The following is a 22,872-nucleotide window of genomic DNA, read 5'->3' as shown; positions in this document are numbered from 1 at the left end:
GGTTCTCCTGGTAAAAATCATGTTCCGATCGCATCCGGCACGGCTTGTGCGGATGGACGGAGCGCGCTCACCGCATCGATCGCGGCCGGATTTTCGATCGACGACAGGTCGCCGAGGGCGGTGCCGAGGTAGGCGTTGCGCATCACCCGGCGCACCGTCTTGCCGTTGCGCGTCTTCGGGATCGCCTCGACGCGGTGCACGTGCGCCGGGCGCAGCGGCTTGCCGAGCTGGCGACCGACGTGGTCGACGAGTTCCGCCTCCCACGCCTGCCACGGCCGCGCCGCGAGCGCCTCGTTGTCGGCGACGGTGACGAAGCACACCGCCGTCTCGCCCTTGAGCTCGTCGGGGACGCCGACCGCCACCGCCTCGACGACCAGCGGGTGCGACACGAGCGCCGACTCGAAATCCGCCGGGCCGACCCGCTTGCCGGCGATCTTGATCGTGTCGTCACTGCGCCCGTGGACGAACCAGTATCCGTCCGCGTCCACGCGCGCCCAGTCGCCATGCACCCACACGTCCGGCCACACCGACCAGTAGGCCTCGCGGTAACGCTCCGTGTCGCGCCAGAAGCCATGCGTCATGCCCGGCCACGGCTGACGGATCACGAGTTCGCCGACGCTGCCGCGTACTGGGCGTCCGTCGCTGTCGAGCACCTCGACCGCCATGCCCGGAATCGGCCCGTCGAACGCGCACGGCTTTTGCGGCAATCCGGGAAAGCACGCGAGGATGCCGCCGCCGATCTCGGTGCCGCCCGAATAGTTGATGATCGGGCGTCGTGACTGCCCGACCTGCTCGAACAGCCACAACCACGGCGCCTCGTTCCACGCCTCGCCGGTCGAGCCGAACACCCGCAGCGTATCGAGCGCGCCCGGTGCAGGCAGGCTCGCGTCGTTCGCCATCAGCAGGCGCACCAGCGTCGGCGACAGGCCGAAATGCGTGACCCCGTGGCGCTCGACCACCTGCCACAGCCGCCCGGCGTCGGGGTAATCGGGCGTGCCCTCGTAGAGCACCAGCGTCGCTCCCAGCATCAGCCCGCCATAGACCATCCACGGCCCCATCAGCCAGCCCATGTCGGTGACCCACATCAGCGTGTCGTCGGCGCGCAGGTCGAAAGCCATCAGCAGGTCCTGCGCCGCTTTCACCGGGAAGCCGGCGTGGGTGTGGACGACGCCTTTCGGCTTGCCGGTGGTGCCCGACGTGTAGATCAGCATCAACGTCTGGTCGGCCGGCCACGCAGACGCAGGGCCGCGATCGGGCGATGCGGCCTGCAACGCGCGGAAATCCACTTCGGCGAACGACTCCGCGGCGCCGTCGTTCGCCGCCAGCTGCCCGAGGCCGAGGCGGTCGACGACGACGAGGTGCCGCAGCGACGGGCACGCCCGCGCCGCGGCACGGGCGTCCGCGAGCATCGGCACGCGCTTGCCGCGGCGGAAATAGCCGTTCGCGCACACCAGCACGCGCGCCTCGCAGTCGGCGACGCGCTGCGCCACCGAATCGGCGCCGTAGCCGGAAAAGAACGGGATGAAGACGGCGCCGATGCGCGTCGCCGCGAGCATCGTCACGACCGCTTCGGCAACCATCGGCAGGTACAGCGCGATGCGCTCGCCCTCGCTGACGCCGAGCGCGCGCAATCCGGCGGCGACGCGTTCGACCTCGCCGGCAAGCGCCGCGTAGCTCAGCGTGCGCAGTTCGCCGCCATCGCCTTCCCAGCGGACCGCGATCTTCGCCGGCGTCGCGCGGGCGTGCTTGCCGACGAGGTTATCGACGAGGTCGAGCCGGCCGCCGACGAACCACTTCGGCCACATCACGCCGTCGGTGAGGTCGAGGGTCTGGCGGTACGGCGTCGCCCAGTCGAGCCCGATCGCTTCGAGCACCTGGTCCCAGAAGCGTTCGGGCTCGCGGGCCGCCCGCTCGCGCAGGTCGTCGAGGTCGCGGTAGCCGTGGCGCGCGATGAACTGCGCCAGGCGCGTCGTGCGCCATTCATAGCCTTGGGGCATATAGCTGTTCATATCGGAGTCCTCCTCCCCTTGTCGTCGATGCCTCCGCGCCGGTTCCGCCCTGCCCGCACGGCGGGAAAAATGTCCGCCCCCGAAACGGGCCAGGGGCGGACGAGGGGAGGACAGCGTGCCGGCACAGGATGCGGTGGCGTGGGCCGTCAGCGGCCCGCGCCGGTCGCGACTTCCTCGAGGACGTTCAGCGACACGTCGGTGTCCTTCACGCCTTTCGGGTTGGATTTCATGTTCGACGACCAGTTGGTGGCATGGCCGCGCTTGACGTCGATGATGTGGCCGATGACAGGCATGACTGCCTTGTAGCCGTCGTCACCGACGTCGGGCCGGTTCTGGAAGATGAACATCTTCCAGAACTCCCCCTTGCGGTCGAGCGCATAGCCGAGGTACGGCCGCGGGAAGTCCACTTCGATGTACGCGACCTTCTTGCTGTACGGGTGCTCGGGCGGCGGCGTGCCTTCGACGACATACACTTCGCGCGGCTCCCATTCGACGTCCTTCGCCGGGTTCCAGTATGGCGGCTCGCTCATGTTGATGCGCGGGAAGCGCTTCTGCGGCTCGGTCCAGGCCTGCGACGTATCGACGCTCATCTCCGGGCTGTGCGCGATCGCCAGCACCCAGCGCTTTTCGATCAGCTTGTTCTCGACGTATTTCGTCGGCCAGGCGTCCCAGATGTCCCAGTCATCGTAGAGCTGGTCGGTACCGCCGATCGGGTCCATCCACGCGCCGCCGGACAGCCGCCGCGTGCGCCGCACCGACTTCAGGTACGCGTAGGAGTCGTCCGGCTTCTTCGAGTCGGCCTGGTTGTAGCGCACCGAGAACGTGCCCAGACCACGGATATCCTGCGGATAGTGGGCGACGAAGTAGGTTTTCTGCGAAACGTCGCCGTCGCCGACCGAGACCGGGCCGCCGTCGAGCCGCCCTTCCATGTAGTAGCGGCGCGACTGGAACGCCTGGACGCGCTCGTACCCTTTCTTCGCATCGAGGAACACCCACGCGATGTCGCGCAGGTCCATCGTCGCTCCGTAGGTCGCGGCGCGCAGGTTCCAGATGACCTTGTCACCGGCATGAGGGTCATCGAGCTTGATCGTCTCGGGCGGGAACGGCATCCCGGCCTTCCAGCCGCTGATCGTGCGGTCCTCGGGGTTGAACTTGACGTCCTTCGACCCGCTCTTCGTCGCCTCGACGTATTTCGGGTCCATCTCGATCTTCTTCGAGTGGGCCAGCTTGATCGTCAGGTCGTAGTTCTTGATCATCCATTCGAGCTTTTCCGGGACCATGCTGGCGATGGTCTTGTTCTCGAAAGTGTCGTTCTTGACGGCCTCGTAGTTGTCCTTGCCGATGACGAGCCCGGCCTCGAGCTCCTTCGCGGACACGCTGTGCGTGGGCAGCAGCAGCATCAGGCCGAGGGCGGCCGCCACGGCCGCGCGGGGAGCGGGTGGGCGGGCAACGGATTGGGTAGCGTTTTGCATCGTAGTCTCCTCCTTGTCAGAACTGCCGGGTCAAGCGAAAAACAAGCTGGCTGGCGTTGTCGAAATAACCGAACAACTGCGACGACTGGTCGCTGAACTGCACCTTGTTCGATTTGTTGCCGCTCCAGAAAATGTCGGCCTCGATCCGCGCGAGCCATGCGTCGGACAAGGTCAGCGACAGGCTCGGGATCGCAAAGCCGCCGCCGTGCGTCAGGTCAAAACCAATCGCGAACCCCGGGTTGATCGTGTCGTTGGCATAGTTCAGCGTCGTGAAGGCGGTGAGGATCGTGTTGTGCTCAGTGAGCGGCGTGCCGAACGCGAACAGGCGCACCAGGTCGTCGTCACGATCGAAACCGAGCACCTGCGTGTTGAACAGCTGGATCGACGAGAACGACGGCCGTGACGTCCCGAACAGGCCCTGGAAATTCAGGTCCTTGTCGATCCGCAGCATCGTCGTCAGCGTGTTCTTCTTCTTCACGCCACCGAGGCCGATGCCGACGTTGCCCGGCACGCGCGGTGCGAGGAATGCACCGGTTCCGATGTTGAAAGGCTGGTCCTCGGTGTAGGCCATCTCGGCGCTGAGCACTGCGTCGAGCGTCCCGCTGTAGCCGCTCACCGTCGCCCCGAAGACGTCGACGCGCGGATGGATCAGGTCGAACACCGAGCCGCTCGGCGCCTTCTTGTAGGGCTTGAACGACGAGTTCGCGACCGGATCGGCCGAGAACGTCGTGAGCCAGGCCAGCGAGTAGCTCAGGCCGTAGGCTTCGCCCGACCAGCGCACGCCACCGGTGAGGTCGTCGCGGTCGCCGTCCGGATGGTCGCAGTCCTTGTCGGTCACCGCGCTGAGATCGAAGCCACGGTAAGGCTGGAAGAACCAGCGCCCGCCCTTGATATCGTAGGTGTTGCCGATGTCTTCACAGCGGTCCCAGCCCGGGCGGACATACGCGGCAAGCATGCCGTCGGCTTCCGGAACGCGGATCTTCGTCGAGATCAGCGTCAGCGGCTTGCGCCATTCCTCGTTCTCGGGCTCGAAGTACAGGTGCCACGACAGGTCGTAGCCATGCACGAGGTCCATCGCGTGGAAGAAGTCCGACTCGCCCCACACCAGTTGCTGCTTGCCGATCTTCACCGTGGTGCGCTCACCGAACGCCATTTCCGCCCAGAACTCGCGCAGCTCGGTGTTGTTGTAGTTGTCGAGAATGCTGCTGCTGTGCCCCCCGACGGCAGTGCCGTTCGTCGTGCGCAGCCGCTCCAGGTCGTTGAGGTAGCTGGTCTTGTGCTCGCGGTCGGCGCGGCCGATCGCCTTCCACTTGACCGGCCCGGTCTTCGCGTCGGCGTCGAGCAGCAGCGAGCCGCGCACCATCGACAGCTTGCCCTTGCTGTCCTTGTCGATCGCCTCCAGCTCAGGCTGGTTCTGCAGGTTCACCCCCAGCCAGCCGCGCGCATAGCCCGACAGGTTGAAGCTGAAATCCTCGCCCCACGAACTCCCGCCCTCCTCGCCCTCGGCGCCCTGCGCCGGGCCCCCCGCGATCGCGGCGACGGCGGCCGCCATCACAACCGAGGCCGTCTTCATCTTTTTTGCCACTCCCTTGCTCGTCATCTCCTCGCTCCTTCCTTGTGTTTTTTGACTGCCTTGAAGATTTCATTGGGAAACGGGCGGCTTCAGCTGACCGTCACCAGGTCGGCCTGCACGATCGGGCGGCGCTTGCTGCCGACGATGAATTCGGGCCGGAACACATAGACCATCGCGGGCATGATGAACAGCGCACTGAAGGCCGAGATGAACAGCCACAGCGCGATCAGCACGCCCATGTCGGCCTGCAGCCGCAGCGACGAGAAGTGCCACAGCACGACGCTGGTGATCAGCGTCATCGCGGTGATCAGCACGCCCTTGCCGGGGCCCATCAGCGCATTGACGATGGCATGCTCGACGTTGCGCGAGCGGTGCAGGTTCTCGCGGATGCCATCGACGATGTAGAACGTGTAATCGACACCGAGGCCGATCCCCAGCGCGACCACCGGCAGCGTGTTGATGTTCATGCCGATGCCCGCCCACGCCATGTAGCTGAACGTGATCGTGTTCGACAGCAGCACCGGGATCATGAAGAACACTCCGGCGACCGTGGACCGGTAAGTGATCGTGCAGCACACCACCAGCACCAGCAGCGCGAGCGCGATCGCCTCGATCTGGCCGGCGAGGATCACTTCATTGACCGCGGCGAGCACGCCGACGAGGCCGCCGGCAAGCAGGTACTGCGCATCCTTGATCGGGTGCTGCTCGACGTAGTCGCGCACGCGGGCGATCGCGGTGCGGATCGTCTCGCCCTGGTGGTCGCGGAAGAACAGCGTCACCGCGCCGTTCTTCGCATCGGCGTCAGCGTAGCGGTCCATGTCGCCGGGGTCGGAGCCGGAGACGAACATGTACATCAGCTCGCCATTCTCGTCGCCGCTCTGCCCGAGCTCCTGGTACATCGGGTTGCCTTCGCGCAGTACGCGCTTGACCTGCGGCAGGATGTCGGCGAGCGAGATGCTGCCGCCGACTTCCGGCTGGGCCTCCATGTACTTCTGGAAGCGCGTCATGCTCGACAGCACTTCGGGCTCGCGCAGCGCACCGGGCTGGTTTCCGGCGACGACGACGAACATGCGGTCCGAGCCCTGGAACTGGCGGTTAATCTCCGCCGCGTCGCGGTTGTATCTCGAGTCCGGCCACAAGATCGGCGAACCCGGATTGGCGTCGCCGACCTTCAGGTTGAACGCGTACAGGCCCGAGACCACGAAAGCCACGCCGGCCGCGCCCAGCACCGCATAGCGCCAGCGCGTCGTGACGATCGCCGAGCACAGGCCGAGGATGCGCATCAGCACCGGGTTGATGTCGATCGGGTGGATGTAGCGCTGGCGGGCGCCGAACCACGACAGCATCACCGGAGTGAGGATCAGCGCGCTGACGAGAATCGTCAGCACCCACACCGTGCCGATGAACGAGATCTTCTGCAGCAGCGGGATCGGCGTGAGCGCGACCACGAGCACGCAACCAGCGTCGGCGACGATTGCGAGCATGCTCGGCTTGAACAGGTTGCGCGCGCTGGCCCGCGCCGCGGCTGCGGCGGAGGCGACGCCGTGGCCGATCTCGTCATCGAAGCGGGCGATGAGCTGCACCGAGTTCGAGATCGCCTGCGCGGTGATCAGGAACGCGACGACGACGACCAGCGGATCGAGATGGAATCCCATCAGCCGCGCCGCCCCCAGCGCCCAGACTGCACTCACCGCACCCGCGAGCAGCGGCAGGATCGTGCCGTGCCAAGTGCGCGTGATCAGGCACAGCAGCACCACCAGCGCGGCCACTGCGGCAAAGAAGATCATCAGCGTCTCGTGCAGGTAGTGGTTCACCCAGCCGTAGAGCACCGGTTCGCCGACGATACGGACCTCGACGCCGTCGCCGCTCGCCTCCTCGACCAACGCCATCAGCTGGTCGAAGGCACGCGTGTAGTCCATGTTGCCGTCGTTGAAATCAACGGTAACCAGCGTCGCCTTCAGGTCCGTCGATACGTACGGCCCGTAGACCAGCGGATTGTTGAGCACCGAGGCTTTCAGCGCCGCAAACTCGGCCGCGCTGCGCGGCAGCTCGGGCCACATCAGCGGACGCGATTCGACACCCTCGGTCGACGCGCGCACTTCCTTGATCTTCTTCGATGCAAGCGAAATGATCTGGTAGGTGTCGACGCCCTCGACCTGTTGCAGGTCGACAGTGAGCTTCTGCACCTTGCCCAGCACGTCCGGGTTGAAGATGTCGCCGTCCCTGGCCTCGATCATGATGCTGACCATGTTCGAACCGCCAAAGGTCTGCTTGAAGCGCTGGTTCACGGCGACGTACGGGTGGTCCTTGGGGAGCAGGTCGCTGAAGATCGTCTTCACCTCGATCTGGCTCGCCTGGTAGCCCATTGCCAAGGTCACCAGCGCGACCGCCGCGACGACGAACGCGCGAAAGCGGATCAGGAAGGCGAAGGCCCGATCGACCTTGCCAAATGTCGTGTTTTTCATCCTCGTCCCCTCACATCCGCTTGTGGCCGGCGACGCTCAGCGTGCCGTTGTCGAGCACTGCGAGATTGCTGCCGGCAAGAAAATAGCGGGTTCCCGCACGGGCGACGCCGGTGCGCCACGACACATCGCCTTCGGCCACGCGCCCGAGCTGCCATTGCTGCGCGTCGGCTTGCGCCGTGGCCATCTCGCCCTTGTCGCCGACGGCAAGCCAGTGGTCCTCGTCCCACATCACCGCGTAGAGGTGTTCGCGAGTGAAGGCCGGCACCTGCTGCCATGACGCTCCGCCGTCTTCGGTGACGAGCAGCGTGCCGGCGAGTCCGACGGCGACGCCGTGCTCGGCGTCCCGGAACGCGACGCTCATCAGGCTCACCTCGTTCGGCGTTGCCACCGACTCCCAGGTCGCGCCGCCGTCGGCCGTGCGCATCAGGGCGCCGAATTCGCCCACGAGCCAGCCCGCGTCGTCGACGAAGGTGATGTCGTTCCACGCACGGTCCTCTTCCGGCAGCACGCGCGACCAGTTCGCGCCGCGGTCGGTCGAACGCAGCACGGCGCCGAATTCGCCCACCGCCCATGCCGCCTCGCCGGCGATGCGGACGCGGAACAGCTTGTTCGGATTGGTGCTCGGAGGAATTTCGGCGCGCGTCCAGCTCCGGCCGCCGTCGCGCGTCACGATCACGACGCCGTCGTTGCCCACGGCCATCGCGTTATCGCTATCCCACGCCGCGATACCCTGCAGATTGGCCTCGGTATTAGAGGCCTGGCGCACCCACGACTGACCGCCGTCCTCGCTGCGGACGATCTTGCCGCCCGTCCCGGCCGCCCACACCACGTGGCTGTCCGGAGCGACGACGGCGTAGAACGTGTCGCGCCGCTCGATCGGCGGCGGCTCAACCTTCTGCACGACCGCCTCGGCCTTGACGAACAGGCCCGCGTAAAGGAGCCCACCGACAATCACCAGGGGTGCGGTCGAACTTATCAACGTCACGACGCCGCGGGCGCCGCCTCCATATTTTCTCAATCGACGCAGCATCACTGTCTCCTTCACGCTCCGGAACGGCGCGAGCTTCGTTTTTTTGGCATGCCGGGACCCTGCGGGGCATTCGCCTCGCATGGCTCGTTGCTTGAAGAGGGAAAACCGGCGCGAAGCGGAGCGCGGCCCGCAGCCGGCGCTCCCCATGGCGGGAAGCGTCGGGCCGCGGGCGCCGGGCCCGCCCGGCTGGCGTGGATCAGGCTGCGCGTTCGGGAACTGGCAAGCCGACCCATTCCTGGTAGAACGCCTCGATGTCCGGCTCGAAGTCGTGGATCACCGGATACCACGGCGTCGGCGCCTCGACGTCGTGCATCGTCCCGCAGGTCGGGCAGTAGTACTCACGGTACACCTGCCACTGAGTATCCGGCGCCATCAGCTTGGGATACACCTCCGTCATCGCCTCCTCGGTGTCGCGCACGTAGATCGCCGCGTTCAGCTTCCAGTTCTCGCGGTAATCGCCGAACACGTGACCGCAGTCGCACATCGTCACCCACTGCTTCGTCTTGGCGGATTGCACGATGTAGAGATGCGGCCCGAGCGGCAGCACGATCTTGTCCGGGAACGAGACCTTGGCCTGCAGCGCCTTCAGGTATTGCTCGAAGCGGCTGTTGTCCTTGGGCATCGACAGCATGCGGAAGGTGGTTTCCCAGTCGAGCGAGCCTTCGACGAGGTGGGCGACCTGTTCGTTGGTGTAGGTAGACATTTTCGAACTCCTGTATGCGGTGATTACTCTTCGACCTGGACGACGGTGGTGACGTCGGGCAGCAGCGACAGGTCCATGCGGTGCTTCGAACCGTAGGTCGGAACGTTGAGCTCGGACTCCAGCAGCTGCCAGTCGTCCGGCAGGCTCCAGAACGCCTTGAACTCTTTCGTGAATTTCTCTGACAACCCGAAGCTGGTCGCGAACATGTGCTGCACTTGAACGGCCGCGTCCTTGATGAGGATCCGTTCGCGCTCCTGCTTCATCCACTCATGCGTGGGCACGGCGCGGGCGAGCCGCTCCTTGCGCACCTCGGCCCGACGGGCAGCCGTTTTCGCTGCATCCACCGTGAACACGCCCTTCGCGTCCTGAGTGATGACAGCGCCATAGACCTTCTCCGCATACTCCGGCAGCAGGAACTTCTGGTTCAGGTCGTTCTCGATCGCCTTCGGCTCGCGATCGATCGGATCGCCGAAGCCCGGGCCACCGCGCAGGTAGTTCAGGTACAGGTCGTGGTTCTCGTAGCAGTCCTCGGTGGTCATGCACTGCTTGTCGCGCTTGACCACGGACGTCGCGTCGATGTTGCGCTCGTAGGTCGGCGCCGCGGGGTCGATGTCTCCGCCCAGCGGCAGGCTTTCGCCGTTGGCGATGCGGCGCTCGAGACCCGTCTTGTGCGCTTCGAAGCGGTAACCGGTCGCCGACGGGTAGCCGCCCATCATCCCCCAGTCGCTGTTCATGTAGCCGTTGCCCATGAAGAACATCGTCCAGTCCTGGGCGTTCCACACCATGCGCAGCGTCTCGAAACCGCAACCGCCGCGGTACTTGCCGTAGCCGCCCGAGTTGGCCTTGACGTTGCGGCCGAGGTAGAGGAGCGGCTCGGCCATCTCCCAGATCTCGATGTCGCCCATGTCGCCTTCGGGGTTCCAGATCGCGGCAGCGTGGTTCAGGCCGTCCTTCACCGCGCAGGCCCCGGTGCCGCAGGAGCTCGCCTCGAAGCTGTTGACCGCGTGGATCTCGCCGTCCTGGTTGATGCCGCCACCCTGCAGCCAGTTCGAGGTGTTCGCGTTGCCGGCGTTGACCTCTTCGAGATAGCCGCGGCTGAAGTACGACTGCGAGAGGCCGCGCCACAGCGCTGCCCAGCCGGAGACCAGGAAGTGCCAGGCGTAGGCGTGGCCGGTGCGGCGGTCGTCCGGGTTGCACCAGGTGCCCTTCGGCAGCTTGAACTCGGTCGCGAAGTAGGCGCCGTCGTTGATGCGCTGGGTCGGCACCAGGGTCTGCGACATCATCACCCAGATGCCCGAGGTGAAGGCCACCTGGTGCGCGTTGAAGGTATGCCAGCCCCAGCGGCTCGCGCCCTCGAAGTCGAGCCGCCACTTGCCGTCCGGCTTGATCGTCATCTCGACCGGCGAGTGCATGATCGAGTCGAGCTTGGCGAAGGCGTTCGACACCTGCACGTCCTCGTGCTTGAAGGGCACGTCGACGAACGACACCTTGCGGTACTTGCCCGGCAGTGTCATCGCCTTGACGCGGCTCATCAGACCGCGGCGGCCTTCCTCGATGACTTCGAAGCCGAACTTTTCATAAGCATCGAGGCCGTCGGCGCGGATCACTTCCTCGACCAGCTCGCGGATCATGTGGCAGCCGGCGATGCGGGTCTTCTCGTCGAGGATCCAGTACTTCGGCGTGCGCACCGAACGCTGCGACTCGTGCAGCCAGTCGCGCAGCGGCTCGTCATTCACCCCGGTCTTGCGGCAGGTGATCATGTAGCCGTCGCCGAAGCGCTGCGTCTGGCCGGTGGACATCGAGCCCGGCGTCACCGCGCCGGTGTCGATGACGTGCGTGACGCCGCCGACCCAGCCGATCAGCTTGCCTTCCCAGAAGATCGGAACGATCGTCGCGATATCGCACGGGTGCACGTTGCCGATCGCGCAGTCGTTGGTCGTGAACATGTCGCGGGGATTGATGCCGGGGTTGCCTTCCCAGTTGTTCTCGATCATGTACTTGATCGCCGCGCCCATCGTGCCGACGTGGATGATGATGCCGGTCGAGGTCAGCACGCAGTCGCCCGCGGCGTTGTATAGCGTGAAGCACAGCTCGCCTTCCTGCTCGACGATCGGGCTCGCAGCAATCTTCTTCGCGGTCTCGCGGGCATGCACCAGCCCGCCGCGCAGCTTGGAGAACAGCTTCTCGTAGCCGATCGGATCGCTGTCGCGGAACTCCAGCTTCTCGATGCCGTTGTAGCAGCCACTGGCTTTCGTGCGCTCGATGATGCCGTCGCGGAACTGCTTGAGCGTCTGGCCGTTCTTCAGCAGGTCGGCAAAGCCAACTTCCTTGTTTGTCAGCATATTCATGATGGGTCTCCTCTCCTTACTTCACTTCTTTGAGATGGAACAGGCGGTGCTTGTCGACCGTCGTTTCGAAACCGTCGGGCACGACGAAGGTCGTCGCGTCGGACTCGATGATCGCGGGACCGACGATGTGATTGCCGGCCTTGAGCGATTCCATCTTCCACAGCGTGGCCTCGACCCAGCGCTTGTGGCGATAGAACGGACGAGTGCCGAGATAGGCTTCCTTCGGCGGCGTCGGGCCGCAGTCGGCGTCTTCCGGCAGCACCGGCTTCTGCGTCACGACCATGCCGCGCAGGATCGCGCCAGTGATCGAGAAACCCAGTTCCGGCGAGCGCGCCGAGTTGGCATAGACGCGGCTGTAGGTCGTCTCGAAGGCCTCGATGATCTGGTTCCAGTCGCCCGCCGTCGCCGCCGTGGATACCGGCGACACGATTTCGAGGTCGTTCAGCTGCCCCATGTACTGCATCTTGTAGCCAGGGATCAGCAGCACGTCCTCCGGCTTGTAGCCGTTGATGATGAATTCGTCGATGACCTTGACCGCCAGCTCTTCCCACGCCGCCTGCAGGCTCACGCAGGCCGCCGCCTTCACCTCGTCGCTCGCGAACTGCGCCACCCCGAGGTCGACCGACTTGTCGTAGCGATACTCGAAGTCCGCGCACGCGCAGCCGAACGCCGAGAAGCCCGCCGCCCACGCGGGCACGACGACGTCCTTGAAGCCGACGCCTTCGGTGTAGCCGTAGGTATGCACCGGACCCGCGCCGCCGTACGAGAAGCACGTGAATTCGGCCGGGTTGTAGCCCTTCGCGCTGATGTTGGCGCGCAGGTACTCGGACAGCGTCAGATCCAGCAGCTCGATGACGCCGGACGCGGCGTCCTCGACCGACAGGCCGAGTGGGTCGGCGATCTGCACCTTGATGTGGTCGCGGGCGCGCTGCACATCGAGCTTGATCGCGCCGCCGAGGAAGTTGTCCGGGTTGAGGTAACCGAGCACGACGTGGCAGTCGGACACCGATACCGTGTCGAGGCCGCTTTCCGGCCAGCATGTGCCGACGCGGTAGCCGGCGCTGTCCGGGCCGAGCTTGATCGACTTGCTGTACGGATCGAGGCGCACGAAGCTGCCCGCGCCCGCGCCGACCGAGTCCATCGCGACGAGCGGCAGCGACAGCACCAGGCGGGCCATGTCCGGGTCGGACTTGATCGCGAAGCTGCCCTTGGTGATCAGCGCGACGTCGAACGACGTGCCGCCGATGTCCGAGCACGCGATGTTCTCGTCACCCAGGTACTCGCCGAGGAGCTTCGAGCCGATGACGCCGCCGATTGGGCCCGAGACGATCGTGCGCGCCAGTTCCTTCGCCTTCCAGCTGATCGTGCCGCCATGCGTCGCCATGACGCGCAGATCGAACTTCGCGCCGTGCTTCTTGAAGCGGTCGCTGACTTTCTTCAGCGTCTGGCGCGACGGCTCGGCACCATACGCTTCGAGAATCGTGGTGTTCATCCGGTGGCTTTCCTTGCGCGACGGGTAGTAATCCACCGACGCGAACACCGGAATGTCCACCTTGAGCTTCTTCAGCTCGTCCTTGACCACGTCGCGGGCGCGCTGCTCGCTGGTCTCGTTCTTGTGCGACTGCAGCAGGCAGATCACGACCGCCTGGGACCCGGCCTCGACCAGCTCGCGGGTGGCTTGGCGCACTTCGTCCTCGCGCAGCGGGATCACGACCTTGCCCTGCACGTCGGTGCGCTCGGCGACGCCACGCGTGCGGGACACTGGCACCAGCGGCTCGTCGTAGCGGTGCGTGTTGAGATGGATGCGGTCTTCCAGCGCATAGCCGAGGTAGCTCTGCAGCGCGCGGCCCATCGAATGGATCTGCTCGAAGCCGCGGTTGCAGATCAGCCCGACGTCGAGGCCCTTGCGCATCAGGATGCGGTTCAGCATCGCAGTGCCCGAATAGACGCAGGTGACGAGTTCCGGATAGACCTCATCGACGTCGCGCTCCCAATGGGCCAGCGCGTCCTGCGACGAGTTGAAAATTGCGAGGGACTCGTCGGCCGGATTGCTCTGTGCCTTGCCGACTACGAAGCGCCCGTCTTCGCGGACGAAGAACGTGTCGGTCATCGTGCCGCCGGCATCGATGCCCATGACCTGTACTTGTGATGCCTGTAGGGCTTCCATGTTTATCTCCATCTCCTCTTGATTAGCGAGTCGCCGATTCTTCCGGCCCCCGGAGGTCCTATTGCACTGTCCGTGCCATCCTTCTTCCGCTGCGATGCAGCAACAGTGAAAAACAGACGAAGACAGGCTTTCAAAATATTTGTCATTGCGTCGCAACAAGCGCGACCGATCGAAACGGCCGATCGAAAAACGGAGGAACGTACGGAAATCGAACGTCGTGCACGCAGCGGCCGACAAGCGTGAAGTAGGCCGGGACTGACCGCGCTGCGGGGGGGGGAATATGGTTCGCGAGGACGAACGGGTGCCAGGGATCGAGCGCTCCCTCTGTCGCCAACCCCGTGCGGCTCCGGCGCGGAGCCGTTGCCGGAGCCGCTATCGCGACTGACGCCGAGAGGTCCTCCACCATGCGTCGTCAGGACTCTTTACACCGATCTCCGTTTTTCCGGCGCGTCAAGCGGCGTCGTGGCACTTCGTCGGGCCCTACTCTTTGAACCAGGCTGATCGCATCAGCGGTCTCCCTCGTACGCTCACGCTGGGGGCCGATCCTGCAGCCGCCGCAATTTCTTCGGCCTGGCGGCTCGAGCCGCTGTCGGCATTTCTTACACCCGGGGCGCTGTCGCCGGACAGCGCGTCGTGAGAACTCATGTCGTATGTATTTTCGTCACGATCAAATTCGGGTAGCCGGCCAGGGTGAAAAATGCGACAGGAAACGCGCGCCGATTTCCTGGAACTCACGCTGGGCGCACTTTTGTTGCGTTTCCCGCTGCATCGACATGCGCAGTTTCGTCGTTCGCACTTCCCCAAACTGGGGCGTATTCGGGTGCTTTCTACCGGCGTCTCTGAAGCCTGAAACCCCCAGGCAAGGTATGCCGAAGCGGTCGTTTCAGGCGTGGCCGCTCAGGCATCAACAAATATTGATTCGGTATGAGTCGGCTGCTTCGCTCAGCGATTCCGATTGACGCGGAATATTCCTCGCTTGCATTCGACATGTTCGGCCCGGCTCGATGAAGTCTGCACACTGAGCGGAGAATGCGATTCATTCGTTATTCGCATGGTTCTTGCTTCGTAGGGCAGGTTCATTCCGGGACTGAAATGCATTGGGACGAACGACAGGGATATTTCGATTCGACACGAAAGAAAATGAAGGCCGTTATGTCCGGAGCGGAAAGGGACACCCCTGATGACGAAACGTAAAGGCTTGCTGCTGGACCAGACGGGCGATGTGGCCGCCGACCTGAGGAGCATGGGCTTGACCGGCTGGGAACTTCAGGTGGTTTCATCCATCGACGAGGCCCGCAAGGCGTTGACCGCCGGCTCGCCGCTGGTCGGGCTGGTGGCTTTCAGTTCGACCCACCCCTGGCCGCCGCGCGAAATGGAAGCGTTGATCTCCAACGACGTCGAATGGATCGCGATCCTCGGCAAGGATCTGCTGCGCAACCAGCAGCACGGGCCGATGGTGCTGCGCAATTTCCACGACTTTCACACGCTGCCGCTCGATCGCGAGCGGCTGATGGTGACGCTGGGCCATGCTTACGGCAAGGCATTGATGCTGCAGAGCATCGAGGACTGCTCGACTCGAACCGGGCAAGGCGACAGCCGGTTCGGCATGGTCGGACGCCACGCCAGGATGCTTCAGCTCTTCAGCCAGATCGACAAGATCGTCGGTGTCGACGCGCCGGTGCTGATCGGCGGCGAATCGGGCACCGGCAAGGAACTCGTGGCACACGCGATCCACCGCTATTCCGCCCGGGCGGATTGGCCGTTCGTCACGATGAACTGCGGTGCGATTGCGCCGAATCTCATCCAGTCCGAGCTTTTCGGCCACGAGCGCGGCGCGTTCACAGGAGCCCACCAGCGCAAGATCGGAAACATCGAAGCCGCGCATCGCGGCATCCTGTTCCTCGACGAAATCGGCGACCTGCCCCTCGATCTGCAGGTGAACCTGCTGCGCTTCCTGCAGGAAAAGACGATCGTGCGCGTCGGCTCCACGCAGCGCATCCGCGTCGACGTGCGGGTGATCGCGGCGACGCACGTCGACCTCGAGCGCGCCGTCGAGCAGGGGCGGTTTCGCGAAGATCTTTTCTATCGGCTCAACGTCCTGCATCTCAAGGTGCCGCCCCTGCGCGAACGCACCAGCGACATTCCGTTGCTCGCCAATTCGATCTTCGCCCAGAACCGGCACCAGAAGAGTTCGCAGGTGAAAGGCTTCAGCTCGGAGGCGGTCCATGCGATGTGGGAATACCCGTGGCCGGGCAACGTGCGCGAACTGATCAACCGCGTTCAGTACGCCATGATCATGACCGAGTCCAAGCTCATCGCCGCCGCCGACCTGGGCATCGCCCCCCCGGAGATGTCCGGCGTCGGCCCGACGCTCGACGAAGTGCGTGCGACAGTCGAAAAGGAAGTCATCGTCAGCAGTCTCCACAAGTACCGCAACAACGTTTCGGAAGTGGCGCGGCAACTCGGCATTTCGCGCGTGACGCTGTATCGCATGATGGACCGCCTGAAAATCGTTCTTTAGCCGTGACCGGCCGCCAATATCGAAGACAGGAAATACAGGGGGGATAACCATGAAAACCTCGGGACGCCGGTCCGGCGCCGTCGTGGGCTGCAGCGTGGCCGGGCTGGTGCTGGCCGCATCGAGCCCGTTCCTCCACGCTGCCGATGACGCGGCTTTCGACGGCAGCGTCGATACACTTAGACAGCGGATCGAGGAACAGAGCCGGCAGATCGAATCGCTGCAGCAGGATCTGTCGCGCCAGCAGGCAGTACTGCACGACATGCGTCGTGCGCTGGACATCAGCGGCATCAGCGGCCGAGGTTCTCCGCCGGCCGCGCCCGCCATCCCCGCCACGGTCGCCGCGCCGCCGCCCCCGGCAGGCAGCACGCCCGCGCAACAGGTCGCCCAGGCACCGGTGCAGCGTCCTGTCGGCGAGGCGCCGACCCGCACCGACAACCGCCCGCCCCCGGTCGCACCGATCTTCGAACAGCCGGGCGTGCTGACGCCGCGAGGGACGTGGATCCTCGAGCCTTCGCTGCAGTATGCGTATTCCTCGAGCAATCGCATTGCACTGATCGGCTACACGATCATCCCCGCACTCCTGATCGGTCTGATCGATGTTCGGGAGGTCAAGAGCAACTCACTGACCGCGGCGCTGACCGTGCGACGCGGCATTACGAACCGCTTCGAACTCGAGGCGAAAATTCCGTACGTCTATCGCTGGGATTCGAGCGTGAGCCGGGAAGTGGCCGTAGGAAGTGCCAATCCCGAGGTATTCGACACGGACGGGGACGACATCGGCGACATCGAGTTGACCGGCCGGTACCAGCTCAACGACGGCGGGGCCGACCGGCCGTACTACATCGCGTCGCTGCGCTTCAAGTCGCGCACCGGAACGGATCCGTTCGAAGTCGAAATCGACAGGACGATCAGATCGACGACCGGGGGAGTGGGTCTTCAGACCGAAATTCCGACCGGCTCGGGGTTCTACTCTCTCCAGCCGGGCCTGACGGTGCTGATTCCTTCCGACCCCGTGGTCTTTTTCGGCGGCGTCAGCTACCAATACAGCTTCAAGCGCGACAACGTGAAGCAGAAGACGAACGAGGGCGACATCGAGCTCGGCGAAGTCCAGCCGGGCGGCGCTTTCGGTTTCAACTTCGGCATGGGTCTCGCACTGAACGAGCGCTCCTCGTTCAGCATCGGCTACGACCACCTGTCGGTCGGAAAGGTCAAGCAGAACGGCGAGACCGCAGCGACTTCAGTGCGCGTTCAGCTCGGCACCCTGCTGCTCGGCTACTCCTACCGCATGGCGCCGAACCGGACTTTGAACCTGTCGGTCGGCGCCGGTCTCACCGAGGACACACCGGACCTGCAACTGACCTTGCGGATGCCGATCACGCTGTAAAGCGCGCTCGCCGGCAACAGCGGTTCCGTAATCAAACACTGTTGCCGGCGAGTTCCTCCGTGTCGGCCCGACTCCGGTCTTTCACCTGAGCAACGAACTGTTCAAAGCATTCCTCAACGACTCTCCGAGTCGGTGGGCGCGCAGCATATCCATGCTGTTGGCCTGCGCATTGATCGTCGTGACCGTCTGAATCTTCTGATTGTCGAGGCTGTTCTGGATCACCGTCGCGAAGGAGCCGGAGGCGAGCACGGCCGGATCGAAGCTGTTGTTCGCCCCGATCTGGATCAGGCCCACGCTGGTGCCGACGGGCAGCGCCTGCAGGCCCGCCGCACCGCCGGCGAGCTGGCTCAGATCGGCGACGTTCAGCGTCGTCGTGCTCGACAGCACGCCGTTGATGAGGACCACCCGCTCGATACCGAACGAAAGCACCAGTCCGCCCGGTGTCTCGAAGCCGCCACGCAGGCCACCGAGCGTGTCGTCATCGACCAGCAGACCGGAGAACAGCATCTTCTCGCCCTCGGGTGGGCGGCCTTCCACGAGTATCTGAGGGACCGGTTCCAGGTCGGGGTCGCGCGCCGCTACGGTTGACGGCGCGGGCGTCGGGAGCGGTTCGCCGAGCGCGGCGAGCGGCACGGACTGGTACGAATCCGGCGCCGACACGGCGAAAGGCGTGGCGGCCGCAGCACCAGGAAGCCTTGCGTTCGCGCCGTTCGCGAGCGGGGCCCGCGGGGACTCCGGCAGCGCACTCTCTTCGGAGGCTCCAGGCGGAACATCGAGCGACAGGACGTATTCGGCCAGGCGCCGCGATATCGTTCCCGGGCGACTTCCGTCGTTCGACGCCGCAGCGAGCGCGTCGAGCACCCCGGGGTGGGGCCGGCAGCCGATCCCTTCGGCATCCAGCGGCCAGTCGGCGAGCGCGAGGAGTTCGGCGGGCGGCATGTCGTCGGCACACAGTGCAGGGAAGAAACCTTCGACCACATCGTCCGCCGCATACGCATGCTCCAGCAACCGGAGCGGAATTTCCGGGATTCCGGCACCTACGGCGAGCATCGCCATGAGCCCGGCCACGCGTTTGTTCCGCAAAGTGATCATCGAAAAGACTCAAAAATCCATCGGCCCGCGGCGCAGCAGCAGGACGTCCGTTGCATTGCCGCCGATCCCCTGCCCGATCGGCGCCGGAGGCCGGACGCGCCAGTCCTCGTCGCGGTCGAAGCGGGCACGCTCGGGCTGGTCGTTGATGACGAGCAGGATGCCGTTGGTCCAGAAGCGTTCGAAGTCGGTACGATCGAGCACGCGCGTCCCCATTGCCGGGTCGCCGATGACGACGCGTTTCGCCCGCAGGCCCTTGACCACGACGAAGTGCGCGTAGCCGTTTTCCCTGATCAGCGCGATTGCCGGGACACGTGCCGCGGAAAGCTGGTCGAGCGACGCGCGCACGCCTTCGGCGCGAAAGCCGCTGCTGTCGAGATAGAGTTTCATGTCGAGCATCGAAAAACCCTCGCGTCGGATCTTCGCCTGGTCGCCGCGCTCGAACATGTGCTTGAACACCTCGACTTCGTCGACCTTGCGGTCGTAATGATGCGTGAGCAGCGTCGCGACCGCCGCGGAGCCGCAACTGAAATCGTATTGCTGACGCAGCGTCGACACGAAGCGCGCCCCTTTCAGGCTCGTCACGGGCACTGCATAACTGCTCCCGGACGGCCCCAGAATCCTGGCCGGATCGGATTGCGCCGCCGCAGGCTGGCACACCGACGCGCCCAGCAGCGCGATGAAGAACAGCGGGCGGACTTTCATGACGGCCTCGTCATTTCACCTCGAGATTGAGGATTACCGCGTTCTGGATCATGACGCCGTTGCCGCTGTTCTGGACCACGGTTCCCATCATGTTCGCATTGGCGAATGCGCCCTCGGTGATCAGGTTGTAGCCGGTGACGGCATCCGACACGGAAACTTCGCTCATCGAACCGACCGCGCGTATTTCGCTGATGTGCGTATCGGCGCCACCGCGCTGCCCCGAAAGCACCGCGTCATCCACCGTAGGCCCGCCCATCAGCCTCTGCGCCGGGCGCTGCAGCGCGACGGATTGCGCGTCCCCGAGCATCACGACGTCGTCGGCATGCACGAGGCGGGTGCCGCCGGCCAGGAGGGCCAGCGCGATACCGAGAGTCAGCAGGGGCAGTACCTGTCTCATGGCTTCACTCCTCGACTGCAAAGGTGAAGCCGGGGGAAGCTTCTCCCCCGGCTCGATCGTGCTGCTTACCGCACCGTCAGGTTGGCCTGAACGTTTGCGCTTTGCTGCACGAGTGCACCGATGCCGCTGTTCAGCGAGGTCATCGAGATGCCGGCCGAGTTGGCCAGGCTGCCGCCGCCGACGGTGTTGGACATGTTGAAGGCGCCTGCATCGGCATACGCCGTGCCACCCGCGCCGCCCGCAGCGCCGGCGCCGCCTGTACCCGCACCGCCCGTTCCGGCACCCGCAGTGTTCGTGCCGCCGTCACCGCCGTTGCCGGCCGTGTTGGTGCCGCCGTTGCCGCCGTTGCCGCCGTTGCCGGCAGTGCCGTTACCGGCGGTCGCAGCGCCGCTGGTCGCCGTGCCGCCGTTGCCGCCGTTGCCCGCTGTGTTGGTGGCCGTGCCGCCCGCGCCGCCGGTCCCGCTGCCGCCATTGGCGGCCGCACTCGAGTCGCCCGAATTACCCGCGCCTCCGGCCAGGCCACCCTCCCCGCCCGGGACGCCCGAGCCACCGCTCGAACCGTTGCTGGCGCTGCCCGAGCCGCCACCACCGCTGCCGTCGCCACCATCCCCGTTGGCGCTATAAGCACTTCCGCCAGTCGATCCGGTGGCGCCGTTCGCAGTGCCACTGGCGGCGGCCCCACCGGCGCCGTCCCCGCCATTGCTGCCCATGCCACCTTCCCCACCTGCGGCTGCTCCGCCGGCACCGCCCGCGCCATTGGCATTCCCGCCGATCCCGTCGCCGCCATTGCCGGCTCCGCCGGCCGCCCCATTGCCGCCGTATGCGCTGCCGTGGTTTGTCGCGATGTTGCCGACGTTGCTCACGGACACGCCGCTGACCGTGCCGTTGAGGGTCGCAATCGCCATTACCTCAGTGGTATTGAATGCGTTGGTGAACGTAGCCGTCGAGGTCGAGCCGTTGTTCGCCGCGGCCGTGCCATAGCCCTCGGCGCGCGCCGTGCCGTCGTTGTTGCGATTGTCGCCGGCGCTCTTGTCGTTGTTCTGATCGGAGTTGTTCGTGTTGTCGACGCGATTGTCCGAGTCGTCGTCGATATGGTTGTCCGAGTTGTCCGAGTTGTCGACGCGGTTATCGGAGTTGTCGTCGACGCGATTGTCGGAATTGTCGGAGTTGTCGACGCGATTGTCGGAGTTGTTGTCCGTCCGGTTGTCCGAATTGTCCGAGTTGTCGACGCGGTTATCCGTGTTATCGGTAGCGTTCGAATACTCGTTCGCTTGTGGTCCGGGTCCGCTCTGCGTCGAATTCGCCGTTGCGGTTTGCGTGTTGTCGTCGGTAGTGTCCGTGACCGTATTCACCGGATTCGCCCAAGCTTGCCCGGCAAGACCAAAGGCAAGTCCGATCGCGGCTGAAATCAATGTTTTTCTCATTGCACTTCCCCTTCGAGAGCCAGGGCCAGCCCCATGCCAAGCCCGGTGCCGACCTTGCGCAAGAGCTGTGCCATTGATGCGCGGCGCCGCCAAGGTATTGATTGAACGTCACCTATTCTGTCGCAGCGGCATTGGTCTCGACGAGATGCATGCCTGACTGTTCAGAAGTTGTACAACCTTGCCGTGGCAAAACCCGGCTCTTTCGCCGGATTCAAAGACAAGGCTTTGTAGTAGCTCGTTTTTTTCAGTAACCTGGCCATCGCGAAGTGTTTCGTTCGTGAAACACGTCGTGCCGCCGGCTGGAAGCGCATCGCCCCGGCTGCAGTGCCGCAAGCAGGGTGGATGCAGCCGGCCGCTTCGCGCGCGGATGCCTCGCAGTCACGAGTCATCGGAGAGGTTCTTCGCTAAACCGACGCCGACTGTCGTAATCTTCCTGTCTGAAGCTGCTCTCGTTCATTCGTCGATCCGTGTCTCGGCCCTCGCGCCCGAACGGGCCGGGGCCGTGAGCATTCATTCCACTCTTTCATGGAGTCCGATTATGTCGAACTGGTATTCCGACAATGCCTTGTCGATCGGCAAGACACCCTTGGTCAAGCTGAATCGCGTCACCGACGGCGCCACGGCGACCGTCCTTGCGAAAATCGAAGGCCGCAACCCCGCCTATTCGGTGAAATGCCGTATCGGCGCTGCGATGATCTGGGACGCCGAGCAACGCGGCCTGCTCGGCCCCGGCAAGGAAATCGTCGAGCCGACGAGCGGCAACACCGGCATCGCGCTGGCGTTCGTCGCCGCCGCGCGCGGCATCCCGATCACGCTGACGATGCCCGAGACGATGAGCGTCGAACGGCGCAAGCTCCTCGTCGCATACGGCGCGAAGCTGGTGCTGACCGAGGGAGCCAAGGGCATGAACGGCGCGATCGCGAAAGCCGAGGAGATCGCCGCGTCCGACCCCGGTCGCTACGTGCTGCTGCAACAGTTCAACAACCCCGCAAATCCGGCGATCCACGCGTCGACGACAGGCCCGGAGATCTGGAACGACACCGACGGCAACGTCGATATCTTCATTTCCGGCGTCGGTACCGGCGGGACGATCACGGGCGTGTCGCGTTACTTCAAGGAGACGCGGGGCAAGCCGATCGTTTCGGTCGCGGTTGAACCGGAAGCCAGCCCGGTACTGACGCAGACGCGCGCCGGAGAGCCGCTCAAGCCGGGGCCGCACAAGATCCAGGGACTCGGCGCCGGCTTCGTGCCGAAAGTGCTCGACCTGTCGCTGATCGACGCCGTCGAGACGGTCAGCAACGAAGACGCGATTCTCTACGCGCATCGGCTCGCGCGCGAGGAAGGCATCCTCTCCGGCATCTCCTGCGGCGCCGCGGTGGCGGTAGCTGCGCGCATCGCCCAGCGCCCGGAGAATGCCGGCAAGACGATCGTCGTAGTGCTGCCGGACTCGGGCGAACGCTACCTCAGCTCGATCCTGTTCGAAGGCCTTTTCGACGCTTCGGGCGTGGCGATCTGAACGACGCCTGCGCGCGGCCGCCCTCGCCCGGAACACCGGTGATTTGCGGCGGCCGACTGCCCGAATCGC

The 22,872-nt window shown here is 65.0% G+C and carries 16 protein-coding genes; 4 read left to right on the top strand and 12 right to left on the bottom strand.

What is annotated here, in order from left to right; all coding sequences use genetic code 11:
• Positions 1-17 precede the first annotated feature (17 nt).
• The 8 genes from EBN1_RS13250 to EBN1_RS13215 form a co-directional block, all read right to left on the bottom strand.
• Positions 18-2,009 carry an AMP-binding protein gene (locus EBN1_RS13250; protein WP_011238469.1) on the bottom strand — a complete coding sequence of 664 codons (1,992 nt, stop codon included), beginning with the start codon at positions 2,007-2,009 and terminating at the stop codon, positions 18-20.
• Positions 2,010-2,155: 146 nt separating this feature from the next.
• Positions 2,156-3,481 (bottom strand): DUF1329 domain-containing protein, encoded by a 1,326-nt coding sequence (locus EBN1_RS13245; protein WP_011238468.1) that lies wholly within the window; start codon positions 3,479-3,481, stop codon positions 2,156-2,158.
• 16 nt (positions 3,482-3,497) lie between these two features.
• On the bottom strand, positions 3,498-5,081 hold the full coding sequence (locus EBN1_RS13240) for a DUF1302 family protein (RefSeq protein WP_011238467.1): 1,584 nt from the start codon (positions 5,079-5,081) through the stop codon (positions 3,498-3,500).
• A 62-nt stretch (positions 5,082-5,143) separates the two neighbouring features.
• Positions 5,144-7,519 (bottom strand): efflux RND transporter permease subunit, encoded by a 2,376-nt coding sequence (locus EBN1_RS13235; RefSeq protein WP_011238466.1) that lies wholly within the window; start codon positions 7,517-7,519, stop codon positions 5,144-5,146.
• Positions 7,520-7,529: 10 nt separating this feature from the next.
• Entirely contained in the window at positions 7,530-8,549 is a 1,020-nt protein-coding gene (locus EBN1_RS13230) for a WD40/YVTN/BNR-like repeat-containing protein (RefSeq protein WP_041646356.1), read from the bottom strand.
• A 196-nt stretch (positions 8,550-8,745) separates the two neighbouring features.
• Positions 8,746-9,252: an acetone carboxylase subunit gamma gene (locus tag EBN1_RS13225; RefSeq protein WP_011238464.1), complete on the bottom strand. Its 507-nt coding sequence runs from the start codon at positions 9,250-9,252 to the stop codon at positions 8,746-8,748.
• A gap of 23 nt (positions 9,253-9,275) precedes the next feature.
• Entirely contained in the window at positions 9,276-11,600 is a 2,325-nt protein-coding gene (locus EBN1_RS13220) for a hydantoinase B/oxoprolinase family protein (RefSeq protein WP_011238463.1), read from the bottom strand.
• Between the two features lie 16 nt (positions 11,601-11,616).
• Positions 11,617-13,767 (bottom strand): hydantoinase/oxoprolinase family protein, encoded by a 2,151-nt coding sequence (locus tag EBN1_RS13215; protein WP_011238462.1) that lies wholly within the window; start codon positions 13,765-13,767, stop codon positions 11,617-11,619.
• A gap of 697 nt (positions 13,768-14,464) precedes the next feature.
• On the opposite strand from EBN1_RS13215, the gene EBN1_RS13210 reads away from it, so the two are divergent.
• The 3 genes from EBN1_RS13210 (at position 14,465) to EBN1_RS13200 (ending at position 17,672) form a co-directional block, all read left to right on the top strand.
• Positions 14,465-14,617, top strand: coding sequence for a hypothetical protein (locus tag EBN1_RS13210; RefSeq protein ID WP_157866617.1), 153 nt, complete (start codon positions 14,465-14,467; stop codon positions 14,615-14,617).
• A 330-nt stretch (positions 14,618-14,947) separates the two neighbouring features.
• Complete coding sequence (locus tag EBN1_RS13205) at positions 14,948-16,288, top strand: sigma-54 dependent transcriptional regulator (protein WP_011238460.1); 1,341 nt, start codon at positions 14,948-14,950, stop codon at positions 16,286-16,288.
• A 49-nt stretch (positions 16,289-16,337) separates the two neighbouring features.
• Positions 16,338-17,672, top strand: a complete 1,335-nt coding sequence (locus tag EBN1_RS13200; protein WP_011238459.1) for an acetate kinase — start codon at positions 16,338-16,340, stop codon at positions 17,670-17,672.
• Positions 17,673-17,753: 81 nt separating this feature from the next.
• Here the strand turns inward: EBN1_RS13200 and EBN1_RS13195 are convergent, their stop codons facing one another.
• The 4 genes from EBN1_RS13195 to EBN1_RS13180 all read right to left on the bottom strand — a co-directional run bounded on the left by EBN1_RS13195 (position 17,754) and on the right by EBN1_RS13180 (position 21,287).
• Positions 17,754-18,728: a hypothetical protein gene (locus EBN1_RS13195; RefSeq protein WP_157866616.1), complete on the bottom strand. Its 975-nt coding sequence runs from the start codon at positions 18,726-18,728 to the stop codon at positions 17,754-17,756.
• 45 nt (positions 18,729-18,773) lie between these two features.
• Positions 18,774-19,466 carry a C39 family peptidase gene (locus EBN1_RS13190; protein WP_011238457.1) on the bottom strand — a complete coding sequence of 231 codons (693 nt, stop codon included), beginning with the start codon at positions 19,464-19,466 and terminating at the stop codon, positions 18,774-18,776.
• A 10-nt stretch (positions 19,467-19,476) separates the two neighbouring features.
• Positions 19,477-19,863 (bottom strand): hypothetical protein, encoded by a 387-nt coding sequence (locus EBN1_RS13185; protein WP_011238456.1) that lies wholly within the window; start codon positions 19,861-19,863, stop codon positions 19,477-19,479.
• A gap of 65 nt (positions 19,864-19,928) precedes the next feature.
• Positions 19,929-21,287 carry a carbohydrate kinase gene (locus tag EBN1_RS13180; protein WP_011238455.1) on the bottom strand — a complete coding sequence of 453 codons (1,359 nt, stop codon included), beginning with the start codon at positions 21,285-21,287 and terminating at the stop codon, positions 19,929-19,931.
• A 538-nt stretch (positions 21,288-21,825) separates the two neighbouring features.
• Here EBN1_RS13180 and cysK point away from each other — a divergent pair.
• Positions 21,826-22,803 carry a cysteine synthase A gene (gene cysK, locus EBN1_RS13175; protein ID WP_011238454.1) on the top strand — a complete coding sequence of 326 codons (978 nt, stop codon included), beginning with the start codon at positions 21,826-21,828 and terminating at the stop codon, positions 22,801-22,803.
• Positions 22,804-22,872: the final 69 nt, after the last annotated feature.

This window comes from Aromatoleum aromaticum EbN1 (assembly GCF_000025965.1).
GTDB classification, from domain to species: Bacteria; Pseudomonadota; Gammaproteobacteria; order Burkholderiales; family Rhodocyclaceae; genus Aromatoleum; species Aromatoleum aromaticum.
The sequence above is the reverse complement of the archived record's forward strand: the minus strand, read 5'-3'. Positions and strand labels throughout refer to the sequence as shown.

Excerpts from the sequence above, each read along its gene's own strand:
- EBN1_RS13210 (WP_157866617.1), top strand. The coding sequence starts at position 14,465 with ATGCGACAGGAAACGCGCGCCGATTTCCTGGAACTCACGCTGGGCGCA.
- EBN1_RS13235 (WP_011238466.1), bottom strand. The coding sequence starts at position 7,519 with ATGAAAAACACGACATTTGGCAAGGTCGATCGGGCCTTCGCCTTCCTG.
- EBN1_RS13185 (WP_011238456.1), bottom strand. The coding sequence starts at position 19,863 with ATGAGACAGGTACTGCCCCTGCTGACTCTCGGTATCGCGCTGGCCCTC.
- EBN1_RS13215 (WP_011238462.1), bottom strand. The coding sequence starts at position 13,767 with ATGGAAGCCCTACAGGCATCACAAGTACAGGTCATGGGCATCGATGCC.
- EBN1_RS13195 (WP_157866616.1), bottom strand. The coding sequence starts at position 18,728 with ATGGCGATGCTCGCCGTAGGTGCCGGAATCCCGGAAATTCCGCTCCGG.
- EBN1_RS13230 (WP_041646356.1), bottom strand. The coding sequence starts at position 8,549 with ATGCTGCGTCGATTGAGAAAATATGGAGGCGGCGCCCGCGGCGTCGTG.
- EBN1_RS13225 (WP_011238464.1), bottom strand. The coding sequence starts at position 9,252 with ATGTCTACCTACACCAACGAACAGGTCGCCCACCTCGTCGAAGGCTCG.
- EBN1_RS13205 (WP_011238460.1), top strand. The coding sequence starts at position 14,948 with ATGACGAAACGTAAAGGCTTGCTGCTGGACCAGACGGGCGATGTGGCC.
- EBN1_RS13240 (WP_011238467.1), bottom strand. The coding sequence starts at position 5,081 with ATGACGAGCAAGGGAGTGGCAAAAAAGATGAAGACGGCCTCGGTTGTG.
- EBN1_RS13200 (WP_011238459.1), top strand. The coding sequence starts at position 16,338 with ATGAAAACCTCGGGACGCCGGTCCGGCGCCGTCGTGGGCTGCAGCGTG.
- EBN1_RS13180 (WP_011238455.1), bottom strand. The coding sequence starts at position 21,287 with ATGAGAAAAACATTGATTTCAGCCGCGATCGGACTTGCCTTTGGTCTT.
- EBN1_RS13220 (WP_011238463.1), bottom strand. The coding sequence starts at position 11,600 with ATGAATATGCTGACAAACAAGGAAGTTGGCTTTGCCGACCTGCTGAAG.
- EBN1_RS13245 (WP_011238468.1), bottom strand. The coding sequence starts at position 3,481 with ATGCAAAACGCTACCCAATCCGTTGCCCGCCCACCCGCTCCCCGCGCG.
- EBN1_RS13250 (WP_011238469.1), bottom strand. The coding sequence starts at position 2,009 with ATGAACAGCTATATGCCCCAAGGCTATGAATGGCGCACGACGCGCCTG.
- cysK (WP_011238454.1), top strand. The coding sequence starts at position 21,826 with ATGTCGAACTGGTATTCCGACAATGCCTTGTCGATCGGCAAGACACCC.
- EBN1_RS13190 (WP_011238457.1), bottom strand. The coding sequence starts at position 19,466 with ATGAAAGTCCGCCCGCTGTTCTTCATCGCGCTGCTGGGCGCGTCGGTG.